The sequence below is a fragment of the Haliea atlantica genome, assembly GCF_054779855.1.
In genome coordinates, this window is the sequence record NZ_BAAGXL010000005.1 from 72,105 (window position 1) to 93,836 (window position 21,732).

Sequence of the window (21,732 nt, forward strand, 5' to 3'; positions counted from 1 at the left end):
GCGCCTGTAGCGCCGCGACTCCACCCGGGCATGGAATAAGGGTGAATATGCAGAATAACTCCTTGCAGCAAGGGCTCGCCGCACTGCGTGAAGGCAGGCCCGCCGAGGCAGAGCGCTTTCTGGAGAGTGCCGTGGCGGGCAGCACAAGTAGTGCCAGTGCCTGGCTGGCACTGGCCTTTTCCCGGGTGCACCTGGAAAAGCCGGAGGCGGCTCTAGTGGCCGTGGACCGGGCGCTGGCGCTCGAGCCACGCAATCTGAGAGCCTTGCTGTTCAAGGCGGACCACCTGGCGCGCCTGGGTCAGGGGCGCGGCGCCGTGGCCTTCTATCAGGCGGCGCTGCAGGTCGCTGCGGGCGCCGGCTCCCTGCCGGCGGATGTGCAGTCGGCTCTCCGGCGGGCCAGCGTGGCCTGTGAGCAGGCTTCTGTCCGCTACCAGCGCCATGTGTTGGAGGCTCTTGAGGAACAGGGCTATCAGGCCGACGCGGCGCCGCGTTTTGCCGAATCCCTGGCGATTGCTTTCGGCGAGCAGCCGGTACAGCTGCAGCAGCCGACGCGTTACTATTTTCCCGGCCTGCCCCAGCGCAGTTTCTACGAGCGTTCGGAGTTCGCCTGGGTGGCCGAGCTGGAAGCTGCCACGGCTGCGATTCGCCGGGAGGTGCTGGCCCTGGAGCAGGCCGGGGGCTGTTTTCAGCCCTACCTGGAGAGCAGTGCCGATATTCCGGCGCTGAATCGCAGCGCCAACCTGAACAGCCCCGACTGGGGGGCATGCTACCTGTGGCGGGAGGGTGAGCCGGTCGCTGACGTGCAGCAGCGCTGCCCCGAGACGGTGAGAGCCCTGTCCAGGCTGCCCCTCTGCGAGGTTCCCGGGCAGATGCCGTCAGTCCTGTTTTCACGCCTCGCCCCGGAAACACGCATAGAGCCACACCACGGCGCCGTCAACACCCGCCTCATCTGTCACCTGCCCCTGGTGGTTCCAGAGGATTGCGGTGCCCTGCGGGTGGGCAACCAGCAGCGCCCCTGGCGCGAGGGGGAGTTGCTGATTTTCGACGACAGCATGGAGCACGAAGCCTGGAATGACAGCCAGGCGCCGCGCATCGTCCTGCTCTTTGATATCTGGCGCCCGGAGTTGAACGCCGAAGAGCGCCTTCGTGTGTCCCAGTTACTGACGGCGGTTAGGGCCTACGAGACTTAATCAGGCGCCGGGGGGCGAGGAGCCCTGGGTCGACGTACGCTGAATGTCTTCCGTGGCCTCGCGGCTGGACCGCGCATCCGCGTCCCACTGGGCCTCGGTCTTGCAAACCTTGGTGCCCAGGCGGGTACCGGTCTTGATGACGGTCTTGCAGCGAACATTCTCGTCGCCTGACGCGGCGACCTGGTTGGCCGGGCTGCCGCTGTTATTGGCGGTGCCTGCGCAGCCAGCGGTGAGGCCGAGCAGGGCAGCCAGCAGCAGGGTGCTTGTGCATTTCATCGGGGAATACCTCCGCTAAAGCGTTTGAGTGTCTGCTCCGGAGAGCGGGCGGTCAAGCACAGCGTGCCAGACCGTCGGGAAAGAAAAACCCGGCCGTGGCCGGGTTTGTGCAGGGCCTGATGCCTGCCCCCGACCAGAGAGCCGGGGGCATGGGTCATCAGAAGCTGAGGGTGGCGCCAACGTACATGTAGCGGCCCAGGGCGTCGTACATGCCCGGGAAGGTGTTGCCGTTACCGTTGTTGGAAGGACCGGCACCGTCACCGACGATGGGCGGATCATCATCCAGCACGTTGTTGACACCGACACGGATGGAGGCGTTTTCCATGACATCCCAGATGGCAGCGATATCGAAGTAGTTGTAGCTGTCGATATCGGTGTTCTCCGCGAGATCATCGGTGCCGCCAATGTGACGCCAGAGCAGGCTGGTGGTCACGTTCCAGGGGGTCAGCCAGGTGGCGCGCAGGTTGTTGCGGAAATCCGGGGTCGGATAGCCACAGGAAGAGCCCCACATGCCGGCGCAGTCAACCACTTCGGCTTCGGCGAACTCCTGCTGGTCCCACTTGTCGATGATGGACATGGTGTTGTTGAAGGTCAGGGTACCCATGTCGCCCAGCTGCAGGGCGTAGTCGACAATGATGTCCCAGCCTTCCACTTCTTCCAGCGCCAGGTTGGCCAGCGTTGCAACCACGTGGCCGCTCGAGTTGACATCCGAGCCCAGCCACAGGTCACCCAGCGGGCCGCGGTTGACCTTTTCGCACTGGCTCAGGTCACCCGCCAGACACTCGTCGAGGACGGTTTCGGGGTTCGGCTCGTCGATGCCCTGCTCGATTTCAATGGAGTACCAGTCGACGCTCAGGGTCAGGTCCTCCACGAAGGAGGGCGACCAGATAAAGCCCAGCGAGTAGGTGTCCGACTCTTCCGGCTGCAGCTCGGTGTTGCCGCCCTGCAGGTAGTTGTACTGGCCGGCAAAGGAGTCCACGAAGTCGTTGTAGAGCTCCGGAGGCAGACCGGACAGCTGGCACTGCTCCACAGTAGCGGTGGGCGGGTTGCCGTCGGGGCTGGTGGTACAGGGATCCTGGGTCATGTCGAACAGGTTGAAGCCCTGGGGCAGGAACAGCTCGCGGATATTGGCCGCGCGCACCGCACGCTGGTAGCTACCGCGGAACTTGACGTCGCTGTTGACCGCCCAGCCACCGCGCACACCGTAGGTGTCGGTGGTCACACCGGTGGAGTAGTCGGAGTAGCGGTAGCCCATGTCGAGGACCACTTCTTCCGCCATGGCGGCGCCCTCGATCAGCGGCAGGCTGATCTCGGTGAAGAATTCGTTGACATCGTATTCACCGCTGACCGGGTTGGTGGCGCCGCCCTGACCCGCGCCCAGACCCAGGCGGAAGCCTTCGTCGGGGTTGAAGTCCAGGCTTTCCTTGCGGTATTCGGCGCCGACTACCAGCTCCACGCCGCTGTTGGCGGAGGGCAGCTGGATGCCGTAGTCGCCCAGGCTGCCGGCGAGGTAACCGGAGAAGACCTTCTGGTCGGTGGTACCGCGTGCGTACAGGGGCAGTTCCATGTACTGCACGGAGGCGTCGCTGACACCGCCGGTTTGCCAGACGTTCCAGGGCGCACAGTTGGTGTCGGTACCGTCGACAACCGACTGACAGACAATGCTGCTCTCACCGGTATCGGGATCGGTCACTTCGACCGCATCCAGTGCCTTGACGATCTTGGCGTTGGAGAAGTCGTTGTTGTAGGTGTTCTCCATGGAGACTTCGGAGTACAGCCCGTAGATGTCATAGCGCCAGGTGCTGTTGATGTCGCCGCGGATGCCGAAGACGCCGCGGAAGGTGGTGTGCCGCAGGTCCTGGTTACGCGGGCCGCCTTCCACGTTGCGGCGCAGCAGGGTGATCGGCGCTGTGCCATCATCGTTCAGGTTCGCGGGGTCGCTGAACAGGATGTCGCGCTGCTGGTCGGACAGGAAGGGGTTGGTGGAGCGGAGGTCAAAGGACACACCGAAAGCACCGGAGGGCGCGATCTGCGCGTTGGTGCGGTTGTCCATGAAGCTCAGTTCGGTGTAGGTCTCGACATGCTCATTGATCTGGTAGCGGCCGAAGACACCACCGGTGTAACGCTCGTCGGGGCGCTGATAGTAGTTCAGCGGGCCGTAGTTGAAGACCTTGTTGCCGGGCACGAACTGGTTGCCGTCGACGTAGTAGGTGCCCGCCTCGGTGAGGAAGGTACCCTGGGGGCTGGTGCCGGAGCCGCCGCAGGAAGCAACGGTCACGCCCAGCGCGCAGGCGGAGTAGTCGCGCTCGCTCTGCAGGACAGAATCGATTTCCCGGTAGCCGGCATAGGCGGTGATGTTGCCGCGGCCGTTGTCAAAGTTGCCGCCCATGACCAGCGACCAGTTCTCGATGTCGCCATCGGTCTTGCTGCCGTCGGGTACGGGGAAGCCGGCACCGGAAACGATATCCTGGATGCCGCTGTTGTTGTTGTCGTGCTGGTACTGGCTGAACTGGTAGTCGAACTCGACGCCTTCGAAGTCATCCTTCATCACGAAGTTGACCACGCCGGCGACCGCGTCTGAACCGTAGGTCGCTGAGGCGCCACCGGTCAGGACTTCAACCCGCTGGATCAGGGCCGCGGGGATCTGGTTGATGTCCGCGCCGGTACCGCCCTGGAGGGGCGAGCCAGCCGGCAGGCGACGGCCGTTGACCAGCACCAGGGTACGCTCGTCACCCAGGTTGCGCAGGTTCAGGGTGGCGGTGCCGGTGGCGCCGTTGGACTGGCTGGAGTTCTGGTTGGAGTAGACCTGGGGGAGGTTCTTCATCAGGTCTTCAACGCGGGTGGTGCCCTGGAACTTGAATTCCTCGGCATCGACCTGGGTCACCGGGCTGGCGGAGACCAGGTTGGCTTTCTGGATGCGAGAGCCGGTTACCACGACTTCCTCGACCAGCATCTCCTGTTGGGCATTGGCGACCCCGGGCAGTACCGCCCCGGCGCTCAGGCCCAGGGCGGCAGAGACCGCCATGGTGAGACGATTTTTGATCAACATAGCTTTACCCCTGTACGTCGTTTCAACGTGTTGTTGTTCCGGTGGCTGATGCCACTGGTTACCAACGTTAAACGAATTCGGAGGGGGCGTCCGCAAAGTTCCCGAGGGTTTTGTGACAAATTCACGGAATCTTTGTGGAACCTGAAAAAGTGCCGAAAATCAGGCCGACAGGGCACTGTCCCCGCGCGATGTCGCGGATCAGTTGACCCGGGTGACACCCACGGTTTTGCCGCTGCTGGTCACGGTCATTTCCCAGAAGCCGAAGAGGTTCTTGCGAATCACCACGGCGTTGTCGTCACCGCGGTGAAAATACCGCCCGCGCAGGCGCTGGCGCCATACCTGGCCGTTGTCCAGCTGAAATACGGTATTGCCGTCCCAGCCCCGGAAAGGCGACTTGATCGCGGCCTCGATGGTCACGGCCTCTTCAGCTTCCTGCACGGCCTCGTTGCTGCGGCGCAGCTCCTGGGCATCTCCCACGGTGTAGTGCAGCAGCCAGCGGTCCAGCGCCTCCCGCTCTTCTGTGCTGAGCTTGTGCAGTCCGGCCTCCCGAAACTGCTCGTCGCTCATCAGTTGACGGACACCGGGAAAATCCTCGGCGAGGGCCATGGAGGCGGAGAGCGAGAGGGCCAGGAAGGTATAAACGAGGGGATGGGGTCGCATGGGAGGCTCCAATCAGAATCGCTGGCTGAGGCGGGCGTACCAGAAGCGGCCCCGCAGCTCGTGGGTTCTGGCGTCGATATTATCGTTGAACGCCGAGGCGGCCAATGGCGCCGCTTCGTCGAGGACGTTGTCCACGCCCAGGGTGACGCGCAGCCCCTCTCGCACTGGCAGCAGCAGGCTCAGCTGCAGGTCGTGGATGGTCCAGGCATCAATCCGGCGTCGACGGTTGGTATCCGGGAGGGTTTCCCGCAGGCTGCTGACATGGTGCAGCTGGTAGCTGGCCTCCCAGTTGCGCCAGTGCCAGAGCAGGCCCAGTTGGGATTTCCAGCGGGGTATGCCACCCAGGCCCTCGGCTGCCTCGTCCTGGAAGGTGCCGGCGAGGTCGCGGCCCCGCTCGCTGGGGTCGAACTGCGTGAGGTATTCCCCGATCCAGGCGCCCTTGCCCTGGAGCTGCAGTTGCCCCCAGGTTTGCCGCGGCAGGGTCCAGGTCAGGCCCAGATCGACCCCCTGCACGCGCCGCCGGCCCACGTTGAGGTTTTCCGCCTGGACCAGCACCAGGTTGCCCCGCTCATCGCGGCTGATGCGCTCGGCAAAGCTGCCGTCCCGCGCGTTGCGGTTGACGAGGAACTGTGCGCTGGAGGCGACCACATCTTCCTGTTCAATCAGGAAATAATCGGCTTTCAGGCGGAGCCCCGGCACGCTCGCGGGGTTCCAGCGGATCCCGGCACTCCAGGTGTCGGCGTGTTCGGCGTCGAGGTCGGGATTGCCGCCCTTGACCACCAGGAACTGGTTGCGCGTGGGGTCGGCCTGCGTGCTGCATCCGGGCAGGGTGCCGACATTGGCCGGGTTGATGCAGGGGTCAGTGATGAAGGCCTGGGTCTCGCTGGGGCCTTCGTGAAGCTCTTTCAGGCTGGGGGCCCGGAAGCCCCGGGCGTAGCCGCTGCGTAATACCAGGGATGGGGTGATCTGATAGCGCAGTCCGAGCTGGGGATTGGTGGCCGCGCCGAAATCGCTGTAGCTGGACTGGCGCAGTGCCGCCTCCAGATCAATCCGGGACTTGCCCTCTCGCCACAGGGGCAGGCGGGTCTCGGCGTACAGCTCGAGGACCTTGCGCTCACCCCGGGTGGCCTGCAGGTTGCCCGCCCCAAGTATTGCAGTGTCGGCGAGACGGGCGTCGGGGCGCTTGGCGGTGGCCTCGTGGCGAAACTCCAGGCCGACTGCGAGGTCACCGCGGCCCGCGGGGAGATTGAGCAGCGCATTGCTCAGGTTGATGGCGGCACTGCTCAGGCTGCTGTAGCCACTGATGCTGCCGTCGACGCGCAGGTAATCCACCTGGGCCGGGCCCAGGCTGCCGGCGGGTCCCAGCAGGTTAACGGGTTGGCAGCCATCGATTGCCGGGCCGAGACAGTCGGCGGCGGGGCCGATACCGCGCTGCAGGCGCTCCGCATCGACCAGGTTGGATAGCGACTCCCGCGCCCGGTTCTCGCTGCGGGTCAGCGCCACATCCCAGTGCCAGTCGGCGTAGACCCCCTCCATGATGGCGCTGGCCCGGAATATCTCGGACTCGTTGTGCTGCTCGCGGGCGGGGAATTCCACCAGCCTTCGGCGCACATCATTCAGCGGTATGCCGAAACTGTTGAAGGGATTGTCGGCGGCAACCACCAGCGACGTCTGCTCGAAGCCGGTGAAGATCGGTGTCGGCGCCAGGGTGGCGCGCGCGCTGTTTTTCAGCCAGTGGAGTTCCAGCTCAGCGCTGACCTGGTCGGTGATGTCGTGGATCAGACTGGCGTAAAGGCTCTCGCGCCGCAGGGGAACCACCGCGGTGGTGTCCTGCTGGTAGTTGTACAGGTCGTCCGGGCCGACGGGACGATAGCCATCGGGCGTGGCAATCAGCGTGCTGCCATCCGGCAGGGCGATCCGCGCATTCGGCGTTGCGCTGGAGCGCTGGTCGCTGCCGCCGAGATCGCGGGTGTCGGCATTGCGCGATACCCGGCGGTCGCGGCTGAACAGCGGCTCCTGTTCAAAATGCGACGCGCTGACAAATACGGTTCCGCGCGGAATGGTGCCGCCGTATTGCAGGGTCTGGGTCCGGGTCTGCAGGTCGCCCCGGCTGCTCTGGCCGTGGTAGGCCTCTGCGAGCCAGCCGTAAAAGTCCCGCTTCATGATGACATTGACCACGCCGGCAATGGCATCCGAGCCATAGATGGCGGAAGCGCCATCCTTGAGAACCTCTACCCGTTCGACCGCTGCTGCCGAGATGCTGTTGAGATTGACCGACTCACCCGCCAGCCCGGCATTGGCGACCCGTCGACCATTGATCAGAATCAGGGTGTTGCTGGCGGGCAGACCGCGCAGGGTGACCGTGGCGGTCCCGTCACCGCCGTTGCTGATGGCCGTGCTGGTGGAGTTGCCCACGGCGGCGGGTAGAAAGCGCAGCAGGTCACTGAGGGTCTGCGCGCCGCTGCGCTCGATATCCGCCCGGGCGAAGATGTCCACCGGCGCATCGTAGCGTCCGGGGTCCCGGCGAATGCGCGAGCCGGTGAGGCGCGAGCCATAGACGTAGGTCTCCTCGATGCCGGGCTCATAGGCCATGTAGCGGGCTCCGGTTTCCCGAAAGCCCGGGCAGTCCGGGTCGTCCTCGTGGTCGATGCAGCGTGTGCGGAAGACGGCAATAATGCGTTCATCCACCGCCTCCCAGCTCAGCCCGCTATGGCGCAGCAGCTGATCGAGGGCTTCCGCCGCGGTCAGGTCACCGATCACGGCCGGCGCGGAGAGATGGCGCACGCTTCGGTCGGAGAATACGATGGGGGTATCACTCTGCCGGCTGAAGGCGAGGAGGGCCGCCGGCAGCGGGCCGGGTTCGATCTGGAAGGGGTAGCGAAGGGGCTCTGAGGCAAGGGCCAGGGATGCGAGGCAGACCAGGGCAAGCAACAGGGCACAATAGCCCGCCGACCGAAGCAAGCGGCCAATGCCGCTGTCAGGAGCGGCCGCGATGTCTTCTCGCCTGCTTGGCAAAGGCTACCTGCTGAACTTGCGTAAGGAAACCGCAGCCAGTAGCCGCAGCGTAGCCCGGTTATAGCTTACTGATCTGCTTTCATCAACCGCAGTGTGCGCGAACTGATAGCTTCTGCACGCAGGCCCAGGCTGCGCTCGAGTGCCCTGACCACTGTGTCCGGGTGATCGAGCTGGAAAACCCCGGAAACCGTGAGCGCGGCGACCTCCGGGGTGCCGGCGACGATGCGCTGTTCGTGGTAGCGGGACAACTCCCGCAGGACGTCGGCGACCGGCATGGCGTCGGCGATCAGTTCGCCGCGCTGCCAGGCGGTGTGTGTGCGACTGTCGACGCCCCGTTTCGGGGCCAGCCCTGCGCTGGACACATGCAGGGCTTCGTCGGCCGCCACCAGCGCGGGCGCCTGGGTCGAACCCGCCCTGCGGTCGCTGACTCGCACGACCCCCTCGGTGACGGTGATATCGCTGCTATCATCGCCTTGGCGACGAATGTTGAAGGCGGTGCCCACCGCGGTGATGTCGAAGGCCCCGGCGGTGACGGTAAAGGGGCGCTCGCGGTCTGTCACCACGCTGAAGTAGGCTTCCCCCTGTTGCAGTGCCAGGGTGCGCGAATCGCGGTGGTACTGCACCCGAAGCCGGGAGTCGGTGTTCAGTACAACCCGGGAACCGTCCGGCAGTGCGACCTCCCGGCGCTCCCCCAGCGCAGTGCGAAAGTTCAGGGTATCGGAGGGGGCCTCCGCTGCCGGCCACAGCAGGATTGCCAGTAGCGCGCTGGCCGCCATGGCGCCCGCACCGGCCAGCCAGCGGCGGCGGGAGGGCTTGGCTGGCTCCTCAATGGGCTCATTAAAAGGCAGGTGCTGTACACTGCCCAGGTCATCCCAGAGGTCGAGCATGAGGTCGAGGGCCTTGCGATGCTGATCGTCCGCGGCCAGCCACAGGGCAAAGGCACGGTGATCATCCTCGCCGGCACTGCCACTGCGAAACCGGGCAATCCAGGCCAGGGCATCGTCGCAGTCCTGGTCGAACTGCTCTCGCGCCCTGTCGTCTGTCAGACCTGTTCCGGAGTGCCCCATGCCCCTCGTTTACCTGCAAGCCCGGCGATCAGTGTTGCCCTGCCAGTGGGCCGTTTCCGGGCCGGGCACATCGTGTCTTAGTGTAACGAGTATCGGCGAGATTCCCTCAGTAAATATTCCGGGCATTTTCAGTCGTCCGGGTAGAGGCGCGCCAGGCGCTTCCGGCAGTGTCGCAGCGCCTGCAGGATGTACTTCTCGACGCTGGACACCGACACGCCCATTTCCCGCGCTATCGCCTCGTAGGACAGGCCGCTGCGCCGGTGCAGCAGAAAGGCCTGTCGCACGGGCAGGGGCAGTTCCTCGACAGCGCGCATGATCGACTGGAGTTTCTGGCGTGCGGCGAGCACGTGCTCGGGGGAGAGTGTGTCGCTGCGGGCGTCATCCGCAGCGTCCCCGGACTGCTGCGAGCTGCTTTCCCGGCTCAGGTAGCGATGGTGGAGGCTGCGTCGTCGAAGCTGGTCGGTGGCCAGGTTGGTGGCGGTCTGGAACAGGTAGGCCCGGGCGTTGTCGAGGGTTTCCGGAGACTGCATGCGATGCAGCCGCAGGAAGGTTTCCTGGGCGATTTCCGCTGCATCGTCGAGGCTGTCCAGCTTGCGCGCCAGGTAGCGCTCCAGACCGGGGCCCTGCTCCGACATCAGTTCCGCCAGAAAGCGGTCTTTGGGGTTCGCCAAGGCCGTCACGCCCTTACCGGTACCGGGTTGCCGATCTCTGGCGGCGCCGGAAGTCGCGCCGCCCCTGAGTCAGAATAGTACGCGACTGCGAATCGTACCGTCTATGCCTGCGATCTTGGCCAATGCGACGTCGGAGTATTCGGCATCCACATCCACCACCACATAGCCGATGGCCTCGTTGGTTTGCAGAAACTGTGCGGTGACGTTCACGTTGTTCTCGGAAAACACCGCGTTGATGGCGCTCATGATGCCGGGCACATTGTGGTGGATGTGCAACAGGCGGTGGCTGCCCTCGTGTTCCGGCAGGGCCACCTCGGGGAAGTTGACCGAGGAGGTGGTGGTGCCGTTGTCGCTGTAGCGTGCCAGCTTCTCCGCAACCTCGGTGCCGATATTGGCCTGGGCCTCCACGGTGCTGCCGCCAATGTGCGGGGTCAGGAAGACGTTGTCGAAGGCCCGCAGCGGTGAGATGAACTCGTCCTCATTGGAGCGCGGCTCCACCGGGAACACGTCGATGGCTGCCCCGGCGAGGTGTTGGCTGTCCAGGGCCGCGGCCAGGGCGTCGATGTCCACCACGGTGCCCCGGGAGGCGTTGATCAGAATCGCCCCCTTGGGCATCTGCGACAGCTGCGCCGCGCCGATCATGTTGCGGGTGCTACGGTGATCCGGGACGTGCAGGCTGACCACGTCCGAGTTGGCCAGCAGGCTCTCCAGATCGGGCATCTGCCGGGCATTGCCCAAGGGCAGCTTGCTGATGACATCGTAGAACAGCACCTGCATGCCCAGCCCTTCGGCGATCACGCCAAGCTGCATGCCGATGTTGCCGTAACCGATGATGCCCAGGCGCTTGCCGCGGGCCTCGAAGGAGCCGGTGGCGGATTTCTGCCACTCGCCGCGGTGTGCTGCCGCGTTTTTCTCGGCGACCCGGCGCAGGAGCAGGATGGACTGGGCAATCACCAGCTCTGCCACGCTGCGGGTGTTGCTGAAGGGGGCGTTGAAAACCGCGATGCCGCGGCGGGTGGCTGCCTCCAGGTTGACCTGGTTGGTGCCGATGCAGAAGCAGCCCACGGCCACCAGCTTGCGCGCCGACTCGAATACCTCTTCGGTCAGCTGCGTGCGGGAGCGGATGCCGACAAAGTGCGCGTGGGCGATGCGCTCCTTGAGTTCCTCGCTGGGCAGCGCTTTCTGGTGGACCTCGATGTTCTCGTAGCCGGCTCGGCGCAGGGTTTCGATGGCCGAGGGGTGGATGCCCTCCAGCAACAGGAAACGGATTTTGCTCTTGTCCAGCGAGGTCGACGCCATGGGCGGATGCTCCCGAAGTCAGGGTGTGGGGCGGGATTCAGGGGGTGCGTATGCTACCATACAGCGCCGAATTTGCGCGCCCCTCCCGTTAAACTGCCCCGGAGCCCACCCGTGAGTGATTTCCCCGCTGCCGCCCTCGATGACCTGATTGCCTGCGTCGGTGCCGAGCGTGTTCTCACCGACCCTGAATCCCTGAAGGTCTATGGCCGCGACTGGACCCGCTTTCACGACCCCGCGCCCGCAGCGGTGGTGCTGCCCGGCTCGGTCGAGGAAGTGCAGGCGGTGGTCAAGGCTGCCCTGGCGCACCAGCTGGCACTGGTCCCCTCCGGGGGGCGCACCGGTCTGAGCGCCGGTGCCGTGGCCTGTGCCGGCGAGGTGGTGGTGGCACTGGACCGCCTCAACGCCCTCAGTGATTTCAATCCGGTGGACCGCACCGTGCGTTGCGGTGCCGGGGTGGTCACCGCCAGCCTGCAGCAGTTCGCCGAGGATCGCGGCCTGTTTTACCCCGTGGATTTTGCCTCCAGCGGTTCGAGTCAGATCGGTGGCAATATTTCCACCAACGCCGGTGGTATCAAGGTGATTCGCCACGGCATGACCCGCGACTGGGTGGCCGGACTGAAGCTGGTCACCGGCACCGGCGAGCTGCTGGATCTCAATCGTGGCCTGATCAAGAACAATGCCGGCTACGACCTGCGCCAGCTGGTGATCGGTGCCGAGGGTACCCTGGGCATCGTGGTGGAGGCGACCATGCAGCTCAGCCGCGCCCCGCGGGATCTCGCGGTCATGGTGCTGGGAGTCACCGATATGGGCGCAGTGATGTCGGTCCTGCAGGCCTTCCAGGGTAGCCTGGACCTGGAAGCCTTCGAGTTCTTCTCCGAGCTGGCGCTGCAGAAGGTGGTGGAACACCAGGACCTGCAGCGGCCCTTCGAAACCGCGACACCCTACTACGCATTGCTGGAATTCGAGCAGCACAGCGAGGCGGAAATGGAGCAGGCCATGAGCCTCTTCGAGCACTGCGTCGAGCAGGGCTGGGTGCTGGATGGTGTGGTCAGCCAGAGCGTTGCCCAGGCCCAATCCCTCTGGCGCCTGCGCGAGGATATCTCGGAGACCATCTCCCGCTGGACCCCCTACAAGAACGACATCGCCACCACCATTTCCCGGGTACCCGAATTCCTCGCCGAAGTGGAGGCGGTGGTGACCGAGGCCTACCCGGACTTCGAAATCGTCTGGTTCGGCCACATCGGCGACGGCAATGTGCACCTGAACGTGCTCAAGCCCGACGCACTGCCCATGGACGAGTTCAAGGCCCGCTGCGGAGAAGTCAGCCGCTGGGTCTTCGAGATCGTCCAGCGCCACGGTGGCAGCGTCTCCGCCGAGCACGGCGTGGGGCTGCTGAAGAAGGACTACCTCCACTACAGCCGCTCCCCGCTGGAGATCGAGATCATGCGCCAGATCAAGCGGGTCTTCGACTCCTCAGGCATCATGAACCCCGGCAAGATCTTCGACGCCTGACCTGTCCCCGTGCGGCCTGGCGGCCGCTGCGGGTGCAGCGAGACCGGATACCTCTTGCTCCATTACGGGCAGCACTGGTGCCGATGACCTGCGGCAGATGCCGGCGAGAGCAGAGAGTCGTGGCCCTGGTCGCCGATGCAGGCGGGGAAAACCTTCAGGGTGGATAGCGCGGCGGTTGTGGCACCGGTAGCCGAAAGTGATTGCGCTACTGGCGGACTTGGGAGCGCACCACCGCTGCCCTCCAAGTCCGCAACAGGCATCCGGCCTCGCCACACCCGCGGTGAGCTTCGCGTCTCGCAGTGCGTGTGAGGCCAGTTGTCGTAGGTCAGCGGGCGTGCAGGGTCTCTACGCCGGATTCCCTGCCGAGCAGGAGGACATCCGCCGGGCGCAGGGCGAACAGGCCGTTGGTGACCACGCCGGTGATGTTGTTGATGCGCTTCTCCATCTCCAGCGGCGCCGGGATCATGAAGTTGTGCACGTCGAGGATGACGTTGCCGTTGTCGGTGACCACGCCCTCGCGGTAGACCGGGTCGCCACCGAGCTTGACCAGCTCCCGGGCGACATGGCTGCGGGCCATGGGGATCACCTCCACCGGCAGCGGGAAGGCGCCCAGGGTGTCGACCAGCTTGGACCCGTCGGCAATACAGATAAATTCCCGCGCCACGGCGGCGACGATTTTCTCGCGGGTGAGGGCGGCGCCACCCCCTTTGATCAGCTGCAGGTATGGGTTGGCCTCGTCGGCGCCATCGATATAGAAATCCACGCGATCGACGGCGTTGAGGTCGAATACCGGTATGCCGTGCTGCTTCAGGCGCTGCGCCGAGGCCTCGGAGCTGGCCACCGTGGCGTTGATCTGTCCGCGCAGGTCTGCCAGGGCGTCAATGAAATAGTTGGCGGTGGAGCCGGTGCCGATACCGAGTACGCTGTCGTCCTCCAGCCGGGGGCGTATGTGGGCCAGTGCCGCTTCGGCCACGGCCCGTTTCAGTTCGTCTTGTGTCATTGCGCTGTTCTCCCTGCCTGCTGAGTGCCATCCATTATACGACCGCGGGTGGGTGCGCTTCAGTAAAAACCGTTCGGCGACCGCAATCGGGGCTGCAACGCGCCCGCCCGTGGATTACCATGGTGGGTCATTCTCCTGTCAGTAAGCCAAGCCCATGCCACAGTCCTATATCAAGCGCATACTGGATGCCCGTGTCTACGACGTCGCCCGGGAAACGCCGGTGGACGAGGCGCCCCTCATGTCGAAGCGGCTGGGCAATCGCGTCTGGTTCAAGCGCGAGGACCTGCAGCCGGTGTTCTCTTTCAAGCTGCGCGGCGCCTACAACAAGATGCAGAAGCTCAGCGAGGAAGAGCGTGCCCGCGGGGTGGTGGCTGCCTCCGCCGGCAATCACGCCCAGGGCCTGGCCATGGCGGCCCAGCGCATGGGGGTGAAGGCCACCATTGTCATGCCGCGCACCACGCCGCAGATCAAGGTGGAGGCGGTGCGCAACCGCGGCGCCAAGGTGGTCCTGCACGGCGACGCCTTTGACGAGGCCTCCCGCCACGCCCAGAAGCTGGTCGAGGAGAAGGGGATGATTTACGTGCACCCTTTCGACGACCCGGACGTGATTGCCGGGCAGGGCACCGTGGGGATGGAAATTGTACGCCAGCACCAGGCGCCCCTGGATGTTCTGTTCGTGCCGGTGGGCGGTGGCGGCCTGCTGGCCGGCGTGGCGGCCTACGTCAAGTACGTCTGGCCGAATACGCGTATCGTCGGCGTCGAGCCGGAGGATGCCGCCTGCCTGAAGCTGGCGATGGAGCGGGGGCGTCGCGCTGTTCTCCCGGAAGTGGGGCTGTTCGCGGACGGTTGCGCTGTCGCGCAGATCGGCAAGGAAACTTTCCGCGTGATCCGCAACACGGTGGACGAGGTGATCACTGCCAGCACCGATGAAATCTGCGCGGCGATCAAGGACATCTTCGAGGACACCCGCGGTATCGCGGAGCCCGCCGGTGCCCTGGCCCTGGCCGGCCTGAAAAAGTATGTGGAGCAGACCGGTGTCCAGGGCCAGGAGCTGATGGCGATTGTCAGCGGCGCGAATACCAACTTCGACCGCCTGCGTTATATCTCCGAGCGCACGGAAATCGGCGAGCATCGGGAGGCGGTGATCAGTGTCACCATCCCCGAGCGGCCGGGCAGTTTCAAGGCCTTCTGCAGCGCCCTGGGGCGCCGCAATATCACCGAGTTCAATTACCGCTACGCGGATGCCAGCAACGCCCGGGTCTTTGTCGGGCTGTCGGTAGTGCCTGGGGGCAGTGACCTGCCCGACCTGCTCGCCGACCTGGAAGCCCAGGGCTATGTCGCCGAGAACCTGACCGACAACGAGATGGCCAAGCTGCATATCCGCCACATGGTGGGCGGCCGGGCCCCGGCAGACCTGCGAGATGAACTGGTGTATCGAGTGGAGTTTCCCGAGCGCCCTGGTGCACTGCTCAAGTTCCTCTCCGCCCTGGGGCAGCGCTGGAATATATCGCTCTTCCACTACCGCAACCACGGTGCCGCCTACGGGCGCATTCTGCTGGGGGTACAGGTGCCCCGGGGTGAGAAGCGCGCCTTCGAGTCGGCCCTGCAGGAGATCGGCTACCCCTTCTGGGACGAGCACAACAATCGGGCCTACCAGTTGTACCTGGGGCCGGAGTCCCCTGGGGCTTGACAGAAAAATCGCCTGTTTTCGGGGGTTTGGGCTTTGCAGGGGGCCTTTGGTGGGCTACACTCGAGGCGTTTGTGAAAAAAGTCACAAAAAAAGTCACAAGCCGAGGCGGTGGACAACCTGGTGGTTGCCGCGCCGGTGCAAGGTGGCCCGAGACACTCTGTCCCGGTGCTGTGTGGGTACAGCAAGAGAGCAGGTGAACAGTGAAGAGCAAGCCGGATTTCGTCCTGGTTCTTGTCGCGGTCTTTGCCATTGGGGTGGTGGTGACCCTGATGCTCCCCACTTCCGCGAGTCAGTCCGTCGCGGCCCCCGCGTCACAATTGCAGGCGGGTGTGTTGCCCGCTGATTGAGCTCAGGCCTGCCCGCCGGCTTGATGGTGCGCAGGGTTGCAGCAATACAGACCCGTTTCCGTCACGACGTAATCCAAGGGTACGTCCCAGTGGGCCCTGGGTAACGCCTCCACTTCCTGGCGGTCAAAGCCCAGACCAATCCTGACGGCTGCGTGTGTGCCCGCCAGGCTTCGGTCGTAGAATCCTCCACCCATGCCCAGGCGTGTTCCGTCGCGGCTCCAGCCCACCAGGGGCATCAGCACGATATCCAGCTCCGCGACAGCCAGTGCGCGTGCCGTGGCTGGCGGCTCGGGAATGCCAAAGCGGTTTTTGACCAGCACGGCATCAGCCAGCCACTCGCGAAAATGGAGTGTGTTGCCTCCGGCCAGCACCGGCAGGCAGACCTGACGGCCGGCCTCGCGTACAGCTTCCAGCAGGGGCAGGGGGTCAATCTCCCCATCATTGGGCCAGTAGCCGGCGATGACTCTGGCGGACTGCCAGCATTCGAGGTTTGCCAGTCGCGATTCCAGGTTCCGGGCAGCGCTCTCCCGAAGGGTATCCGGCAGGCTCAGCCGCTTCTGGCGGAGCTGCAGTCTGAGTGCGCCTCGGGTCGGTGTTTCAGGAATCGGGGTTTCGGGCATGCGGGGGGAGCTTGTCTGGAAGGAAGGAAACCCGGCATAGCGTTGGCAGCGTGGCCCTTGAACCCGATGGTTCAAGGTGGATGGTCCAGTGCCGTATCAGGCTTCCCGGTACATGCCGGACTTGCGCAACAACGGCATCGAGGAGCATCCGGGTACAGAAGTATCGGCTCGAGGACTGTCTGCCGGGCGCTTATGCCAGGAATCCGAAATCATTATACACAAATGTCGATGCCTCTGGCCCGGCCGGACCTAATTGATTTCCAGCTGGCGCAGCCTTGACAGGGCCGTGTCCAGCTTTTGCTGCAGGTTGGCGACCGCCTGTGCATCCAGGCTGGCGTTGTGCTGCGCCGCCTGCTGGGTTGCCTGGAGCAGCTCGTGGCTGATGTTGAGTGCCGCCATGACGGCGATGCGTTCCAGGCCGATGACCTTGCCGGTGTCCCGGATGCTGCGCATCTGGCGGTCGAGGTAGCGTGCGGAGACGATCAGGTCCTCCTGCTGCCCCTCCGGGCAGGCGACCTGGTACTCCTTGTCGAGAATATGGACCAAAACGGTCTGTGCAGGACTCACGCGCTTACTCCATTGCCCGCAGACGGGCGATCATCGCTTCCAACTTGGACCTGGCCAGTTCGTTTTTCTGCAACAGGTCCTCACGCTCGTGGCGCCAGTCACTGTTTTCCGCTTTCAGGCGCCGGTTTTCCCGATCGAGATTCTGGCACAGGGTGACCAGTTCATCGATCCTGGCTTCGAGTGCCTGAAGCGCGGAGTCTGCCATGGCGGTATACTTGGGCTGGTTGACGAGAGTGTTTACTATACGGGTAGCCGCGGACGCAGGTCAACGCGGGTTTTTTCATTGTATTTCAAGGGCCTGCCTGCACTTGTTGGCAACACTTCGGAGTTGCCGTGTTGCAGCTTGTGTCGCTGGCCAGGGGCGCGTGCATGTTTGACAGTCTGCCGGGTGAAACCGGTCTGTTCTATTTCGACGATATTGCCAATCTGCTGCTTGAGCAGGGCGAGTCCTGTTCGCCCTCCGAGCTGCACGGCTGTCTGTCGGGGCTGCTGGCCGCGGGCGATCAGCGGGGCGCCGAGGCGGCGCTCGATGACCTCAACCAGGCTCTGGGCCTCGAACTGCACGGTGAGCTTGCCGACCAGGTGCTGCGACTCTACGCGGCGAGTCAGGAGGCGATGGAGGACGATACCTTCGACTTCCTGCCCCTGTTGCCCGACGAGGGGGTCGAGCTGGGTCAGCGCCTGCTGGCACTGGCCGACTGGTGCCGTGGCTTCCTGACCGGCTACGCCCGGGTGACAGCGCGGGCGGGGACCGGTGGGGAAACCCTGCCCGGGGACAGCACCGAGGTGCTGCGGGACATGGCGCTGATGACCCAGGTCGATGAGGATGCGCCCGACGTGGACGAGGAGGATGCCGAGGAGAACTACGCAGAGGTGGTCGAGTACCTGCGCTTCGCGGCACTGAATGTCTACATGGATAGCCGGGGCCGGGATGAAGAGCGGCAACGGGCGGCCCGGCAGCGCCCGGGCGAGTTGCACTGAGGTCCGTCATGAGCAGGATCTCTCGCGCCGAATTTGCTCGCCGTCGCCGCCGGCTCATGGCCCTGATGGAGCCCAACAGCATTGCCATTCTGCCCTCGGCGCGCGAATGCATGCGCAGCCGGGATACAGAGTACCCCTTCCGCCAGGACAGTGACTTTCACTACCTCTGCGGATTTCCCGAGCCGGAGTCGGTGCTGGTCCTGATTCCCGGGCGTGAGCACGGTGAATTCGTGCTGTTCTGTCGGGAGCGCGATGAGGCGCATGCCCTGTGGCATGGCCACCGGGAGGGACCTGAGGGTGCCTGCGAGCACTACGGCGCGGATGACGCCTTCCCGGTTAGCGATATCGACGACATCCTGCCGGGCCTGATCGAGGGCCGGGAGCGGGTCTACTACTCCATGGGGCGCAGCGAGGGCTTTGACCGCCGGCTGATGGGCTGGGTCAACCGTATCCGCGGCCAGGCAGCGGTCGGTGCGGTGCCGCCCGGCGACTTTACCGACCTCGATCACCTGGTGCACGAGCTGCGCCTGAAGAAAAGCGCCGCGGAGCTCAAGCTGATGGCGAGGGCCGGGGAGATCACGGCCGCCGCCCACTGCCGGGCCATGCGGGCGGCGGCACCCGGGGTGACGGAATATCAGCTGGAAGCGGAACTGCACTACCACTTCGCCCTGGCGGGGGCGCGCCATCCCGCCTACCCGAGTATTGTCGGCAGCGGCCCGAATGCCTGCACGCTGCATTACGTCGATAATCGGCGCACACTGCGCGACGGCGACCTGGTTCTGATCGATGCCGGATGCGAGTACCAGAATTACGCAGCGGATGTTACCCGTACCTTCCCCGTCAGCGGCCGTTTCTCCCCCAGCCAGCGTGCCATTTACGAGGTTGTGCTGGAGGCGCAGCGAGCGGCACTGGCTGCCATCCGCCCAGGCAATCACTGGGATGATCCCCACCAGGCTACGGTGGAGGTGATTACCCGCGGTCTGGTCGAGCTGGGTATTCTCAAGGGCGAGCCGTCACGGCTGATCGCCGACGGCGCTTACCGCGACTATTACATGCACCGCGCGGGCCACTGGCTGGGCCTCGACGTGCACGACGTCGGCGACTACCGTGTTGCAGGCGAATGGCGCTTGCTGGAAGACGGCATGGTGATGACCGTGGAGCCGGGTATCTACATTCCGCCGGATGCCCCCGTGGCTGCACGCTGGCGTGGTGTTGGCATTCGTATCGAAGACGACGTGGTGGTTACAGCGTCCGGCTACCGTCTGCTGACGGAGGGGGTCCCCCGGGAGCCGGACGAAATCGAAGCGCTGATGGCGGCCTGAATGCCTATGGACAGACGTGACATCGTGATTGCCGGGGGCGGCATGGTGGGCATCAGCCTGGCCCTGCTGCTGGCTGAGCAGCTGCCCGCCACCCGCAGCATTACCCTGGTCGAGGGCTTTCGCCTGCCTCCCGCGGCGGGGCGGGTGCCGGATTACCACCCCGCTTTCGATGCCCGTTCCACCGCATTGAGCTATCGCTCCCGCAGCCTGTATGAGCAGTGTGGTGTGTGGGAGACCCTGCGCCGCCACACTTGCGCCATCGAGACCATCCATGTGTCTTCCCGCGGTCGTTTTGGCAGCAGCCTGCTGCGCGCCAGCGACCACGACTGGCCGGCGCTGGGGCATGTAGTGGAGAACCCCTGGCTGGGACAGGCGCTGCTGCATGTGCTGCGGGGTCGGCCGGGTATCGAATTGCTCAATCCGGCTCGGGTGGTGGAGGCGCAGGCAAGTGCCGGTGGCATGCGGCTCCAGCTGGAAGGCGAGGGCGTGCCGCCGAGCCTTGACTGTCAGTTGCTGGTGGTGGCCGACGGTGCGGAGTCGGGGCTCCGGGATCGCCTTGGCATCGCGGTAGAGCGCAAACCCTACGGGCAGCATGCCTTGATCTGCAACGTCGCCACTGACCGGCCTCACGCGGGTTGTGCTTTTGAACGCTTTACCGACCAGGGGCCCATGGCCCTGCTGCCCCTGCGCCCGGCGGAGGGAGTTGCCCATCGCAGTGCCCTGGTCTGGACTCTGCCGCCAGAGCGCGCCGACACCCTGGTCGCTGCCGCTGACGAGGCTTTTCTCGGTGCGCTGGGGGATCGCTTTGGCTATCGCCTGGGGCGTTTTCTCCAGGCCAGTCCGCGCCAGAGCTATCCGCTGGCCCTGCTGCGCAGTGAAGAGCAGGTGCGCCGCGGCCTGGTGATCATGGGCAATGCCGCACACGCCCTGCACCCGGTCGCGGGGCAGGGCTTCAATCTTGCCCTGCGCGACTGTGCCGCCCTGGCGGAGACTCTGGGTGAGGCCGTTTCCCGCGGCCAGGAGCCGGGGGAGCTCTCCGTGCTGCAGACCTATGCGCGCCGTCAGCGGGGCGATCAGCGCCTGACCATTGGGTTCAGCGACCTGCTCCCCGCTCTGTTCATGCAGAGTGATCCCGTGCTGGGCATGGCGCGTGATCTGGCGCTCTCCGGGCTGGACTGGGTTGCGCCCTTCAAGAAGGCTTTTGTCCGGCAGGCTGCCGGCATGCGTGCCGGGGGGATGCAGGCGTGAGTCGAGGCGACTTCGATATTGTGGTGGTAGGCGCGGGTATCGCCGGCTCCGCCCTGGCCCTGGCCCTGCGTGGCAGCGGCTGGTCAGTGGCGCTGGTGGAGGCCGGGCCTGCTGCTCGCCCCGAGCTACCCGCGGAGCGTGGTTTGCTCGACTTCGACCGCCGGGTGGTGGCGCTCAATCCGCGCTCGCGCCGGTTTCTGCAGGACCTGGGGGCCTGGTCCGCAGTGGCGGACTACCGCTGCTGCCCCTACCGGCACATGACCGTGTGGGACGGTGACGGTACGGCCTGCGTGGAGTTTGATGCCAGCGAGACCGGTGGGGAGGCGCTGGGCGTCATTGTCGAGAACCGGGCATTGGTCAGTGCGCTGCTGGAGGCATTGGCCGGGCAGCGTGAGCTGGCCTGGCTGGCGCCGGAGACGGTGTCGGATATTCGCCCCGGGGGGCCGGGCTGGCAGCTGCAGCTGGCATCGGGGCGGCGTCTCGAGGCGGCGCTGGTGGTGGCCGCCGACGGTGCCCTGTCACCTCTCAGGGAGCTGGCCGGCTTTCCCACCCGGGAATGGGATTATGGGCACCGCGCCATTGTGGCGACGGTGGAGCTGGATGGCCCCCATGGCGACACGGCCTGGCAGCGCTTTTCCGACACCGGCCCGTTGGCCCTGTTGCCCCTGCCGGGCAGCGGTGAGCGGCATTTCTGCTCGATTGTCTGGTCGCAGCGGGAGGCCCGGGCCGCCGAGTTGCTGGCACTGGACGATGAGGCCTTCCGCCGCGCCCTGGAAGCCGCCTGCGAGGGGCGTCCAGCGGGCATCGTGGCCTGCTCGCCGCGTGTCGGTTTTCCCCTGCGCCAGCGGCACGCCCGGGACTATGTGCAGCCGGGGCTGGCGTTGGTGGCGGATGCCGCGCATACCATTCATCCGCTTGCCGGCCAGGGGCTCAACCTCGGACTGCAGGACGTGGCGGTACTCGCCGCCGAGCTGCAGCGCGCGCAGCGTCGCGGGCTGGCACCGGGGGACCTGGCGGTGCTGCGGCGCTACCAGCGGCAACGCAAGGGCGAGAACCTGCTGATGATGGCGGCCATGGAGGGCTTCAAGCGGCTGTTCGAGGCCCCCGAGCCCCCAGTGCGCTGGCTGCGCAACAGCGGCATGCGGCTGTTCCAGCGCGCCGCGCCCCTGAAACAGCAGGTGATGCACCGGGCCATGGGCCTCTGAGGCTCGGCCGCAT

At 65.3% G+C, this 21,732-nt stretch carries 19 protein-coding genes and 1 other RNA gene; 8 read left to right on the top strand and 12 right to left on the bottom strand.

Going from position 1 to position 21,732, the window contains the following annotated elements:
* The first annotated feature begins 47 nt into the window (after positions 1-47).
* Positions 48-1,190, top strand: a complete 1,143-nt coding sequence (locus ACYVGS_RS05565) for an aspartyl/asparaginyl beta-hydroxylase domain-containing protein (protein WP_460587670.1) — start codon at positions 48-50, stop codon at positions 1,188-1,190.
* Here ACYVGS_RS05565 and ACYVGS_RS05570 read toward each other — a convergent pair whose 3' ends face one another.
* From ACYVGS_RS05570 to serA, 7 genes are all read right to left on the bottom strand, one after another.
* On the bottom strand, positions 1,191-1,466 hold the full coding sequence (locus ACYVGS_RS05570) for a hypothetical protein (RefSeq protein WP_460587671.1): 276 nt from the start codon (positions 1,464-1,466) through the stop codon (positions 1,191-1,193).
* A 157-nt stretch (positions 1,467-1,623) separates the two neighbouring features.
* Positions 1,624-4,515 (bottom strand): TonB-dependent receptor plug domain-containing protein, encoded by a 2,892-nt coding sequence (locus ACYVGS_RS05575; protein ID WP_460587672.1) that lies wholly within the window; start codon positions 4,513-4,515, stop codon positions 1,624-1,626.
* Between the two features lie 198 nt (positions 4,516-4,713).
* Positions 4,714-5,175, bottom strand: a complete 462-nt coding sequence (locus ACYVGS_RS05580; protein WP_460587673.1) for a hypothetical protein — start codon at positions 5,173-5,175, stop codon at positions 4,714-4,716.
* 12 nt (positions 5,176-5,187) lie between these two features.
* Positions 5,188-8,190 carry a TonB-dependent receptor gene (locus ACYVGS_RS05585; protein WP_460587674.1) on the bottom strand — a complete coding sequence of 1,001 codons (3,003 nt, stop codon included), beginning with the start codon at positions 8,188-8,190 and terminating at the stop codon, positions 5,188-5,190.
* A gap of 65 nt (positions 8,191-8,255) precedes the next feature.
* Positions 8,256-9,257: a FecR family protein gene (locus ACYVGS_RS05590; RefSeq protein WP_460587675.1), complete on the bottom strand. Its 1,002-nt coding sequence runs from the start codon at positions 9,255-9,257 to the stop codon at positions 8,256-8,258.
* Between the two features lie 128 nt (positions 9,258-9,385).
* On the bottom strand, positions 9,386-9,928 hold the full coding sequence (locus ACYVGS_RS05595; RefSeq protein WP_460587676.1) for an RNA polymerase sigma factor: 543 nt from the start codon (positions 9,926-9,928) through the stop codon (positions 9,386-9,388).
* Positions 9,929-9,997: 69 nt separating this feature from the next.
* Complete coding sequence (gene serA / locus ACYVGS_RS05600) at positions 9,998-11,227, bottom strand: phosphoglycerate dehydrogenase (protein WP_460587677.1); 1,230 nt, start codon at positions 11,225-11,227, stop codon at positions 9,998-10,000.
* A 111-nt stretch (positions 11,228-11,338) separates the two neighbouring features.
* Between serA and ACYVGS_RS05605 the strand changes: the two genes are divergently transcribed.
* On the top strand, positions 11,339-12,739 hold the full coding sequence (locus ACYVGS_RS05605) for an FAD-binding oxidoreductase (protein WP_460587678.1): 1,401 nt from the start codon (positions 11,339-11,341) through the stop codon (positions 12,737-12,739).
* Positions 12,740-13,064: 325 nt separating this feature from the next.
* On the opposite strand, the gene rpiA is transcribed toward ACYVGS_RS05605, so the two are convergent.
* Positions 13,065-13,739, bottom strand: a complete 675-nt coding sequence (gene rpiA / locus ACYVGS_RS05610) for a ribose-5-phosphate isomerase A (protein WP_460587680.1) — start codon at positions 13,737-13,739, stop codon at positions 13,065-13,067.
* Positions 13,740-13,893: 154 nt separating this feature from the next.
* Between rpiA and ilvA the strand changes: the two genes are divergently transcribed.
* Positions 13,894-15,429 carry a threonine ammonia-lyase gene (ilvA, locus tag ACYVGS_RS05615; RefSeq protein WP_460587681.1) on the top strand — a complete coding sequence of 512 codons (1,536 nt, stop codon included), beginning with the start codon at positions 13,894-13,896 and terminating at the stop codon, positions 15,427-15,429.
* A 200-nt stretch (positions 15,430-15,629) separates the two neighbouring features.
* Positions 15,630-15,776, top strand: a complete 147-nt coding sequence (locus ACYVGS_RS05620) for a hypothetical protein (protein WP_460587682.1) — start codon at positions 15,630-15,632, stop codon at positions 15,774-15,776.
* Between the two features lie 2 nt (positions 15,777-15,778).
* On the opposite strand, the gene ACYVGS_RS05625 is transcribed toward ACYVGS_RS05620, so the two are convergent.
* From ACYVGS_RS05625 to ACYVGS_RS05640, 4 genes are all read right to left on the bottom strand, one after another.
* Entirely contained in the window at positions 15,779-16,396 is a 618-nt protein-coding gene (locus ACYVGS_RS05625; RefSeq protein WP_460587684.1) for a 5-formyltetrahydrofolate cyclo-ligase, read from the bottom strand.
* A gap of 24 nt (positions 16,397-16,420) precedes the next feature.
* Positions 16,421-16,601: non-coding RNA, 6S RNA (gene ssrS / locus ACYVGS_RS05630), on the bottom strand.
* A 44-nt stretch (positions 16,602-16,645) separates the two neighbouring features.
* Positions 16,646-16,963 (bottom strand): cell division protein ZapA, encoded by a 318-nt coding sequence (locus ACYVGS_RS05635; RefSeq protein ID WP_460587685.1) that lies wholly within the window; start codon positions 16,961-16,963, stop codon positions 16,646-16,648.
* A gap of 4 nt (positions 16,964-16,967) precedes the next feature.
* A complete protein-coding gene (locus tag ACYVGS_RS05640) occupies positions 16,968-17,168 on the bottom strand; it encodes a TIGR02449 family protein (protein ID WP_460587686.1) in 201 nt (66 codons plus the stop codon).
* A 164-nt stretch (positions 17,169-17,332) separates the two neighbouring features.
* On the opposite strand from ACYVGS_RS05640, the gene ACYVGS_RS05645 reads away from it, so the two are divergent.
* From ACYVGS_RS05645 to ACYVGS_RS05660, 4 genes are read left to right on the top strand one after another with little or no spacing between them, the layout of a single operon-like run.
* Positions 17,333-17,944, top strand: a complete 612-nt coding sequence (locus ACYVGS_RS05645) for a UPF0149 family protein (protein ID WP_460587687.1) — start codon at positions 17,333-17,335, stop codon at positions 17,942-17,944.
* A gap of 8 nt (positions 17,945-17,952) precedes the next feature.
* Complete coding sequence (pepP, locus tag ACYVGS_RS05650) at positions 17,953-19,266, top strand: Xaa-Pro aminopeptidase (protein WP_460587688.1); 1,314 nt, start codon at positions 17,953-17,955, stop codon at positions 19,264-19,266.
* A gap of 6 nt (positions 19,267-19,272) precedes the next feature.
* Complete coding sequence (gene ubiH, locus ACYVGS_RS05655) at positions 19,273-20,514, top strand: 2-octaprenyl-6-methoxyphenyl hydroxylase (protein WP_460587689.1); 1,242 nt, start codon at positions 19,273-19,275, stop codon at positions 20,512-20,514.
* The gene (locus ACYVGS_RS05660) at positions 20,511-21,719 is read left to right on the top strand and encodes a UbiH/UbiF/VisC/COQ6 family ubiquinone biosynthesis hydroxylase (RefSeq protein WP_460587690.1); all 1,209 of its coding nucleotides are present in this window, start codon (positions 20,511-20,513) and stop codon (positions 21,717-21,719) included. The genes ubiH and ACYVGS_RS05660 overlap by 4 nt, the downstream gene beginning before the upstream one ends.
* The last annotated feature ends 13 nt before the right edge of the window (positions 21,720-21,732 follow it).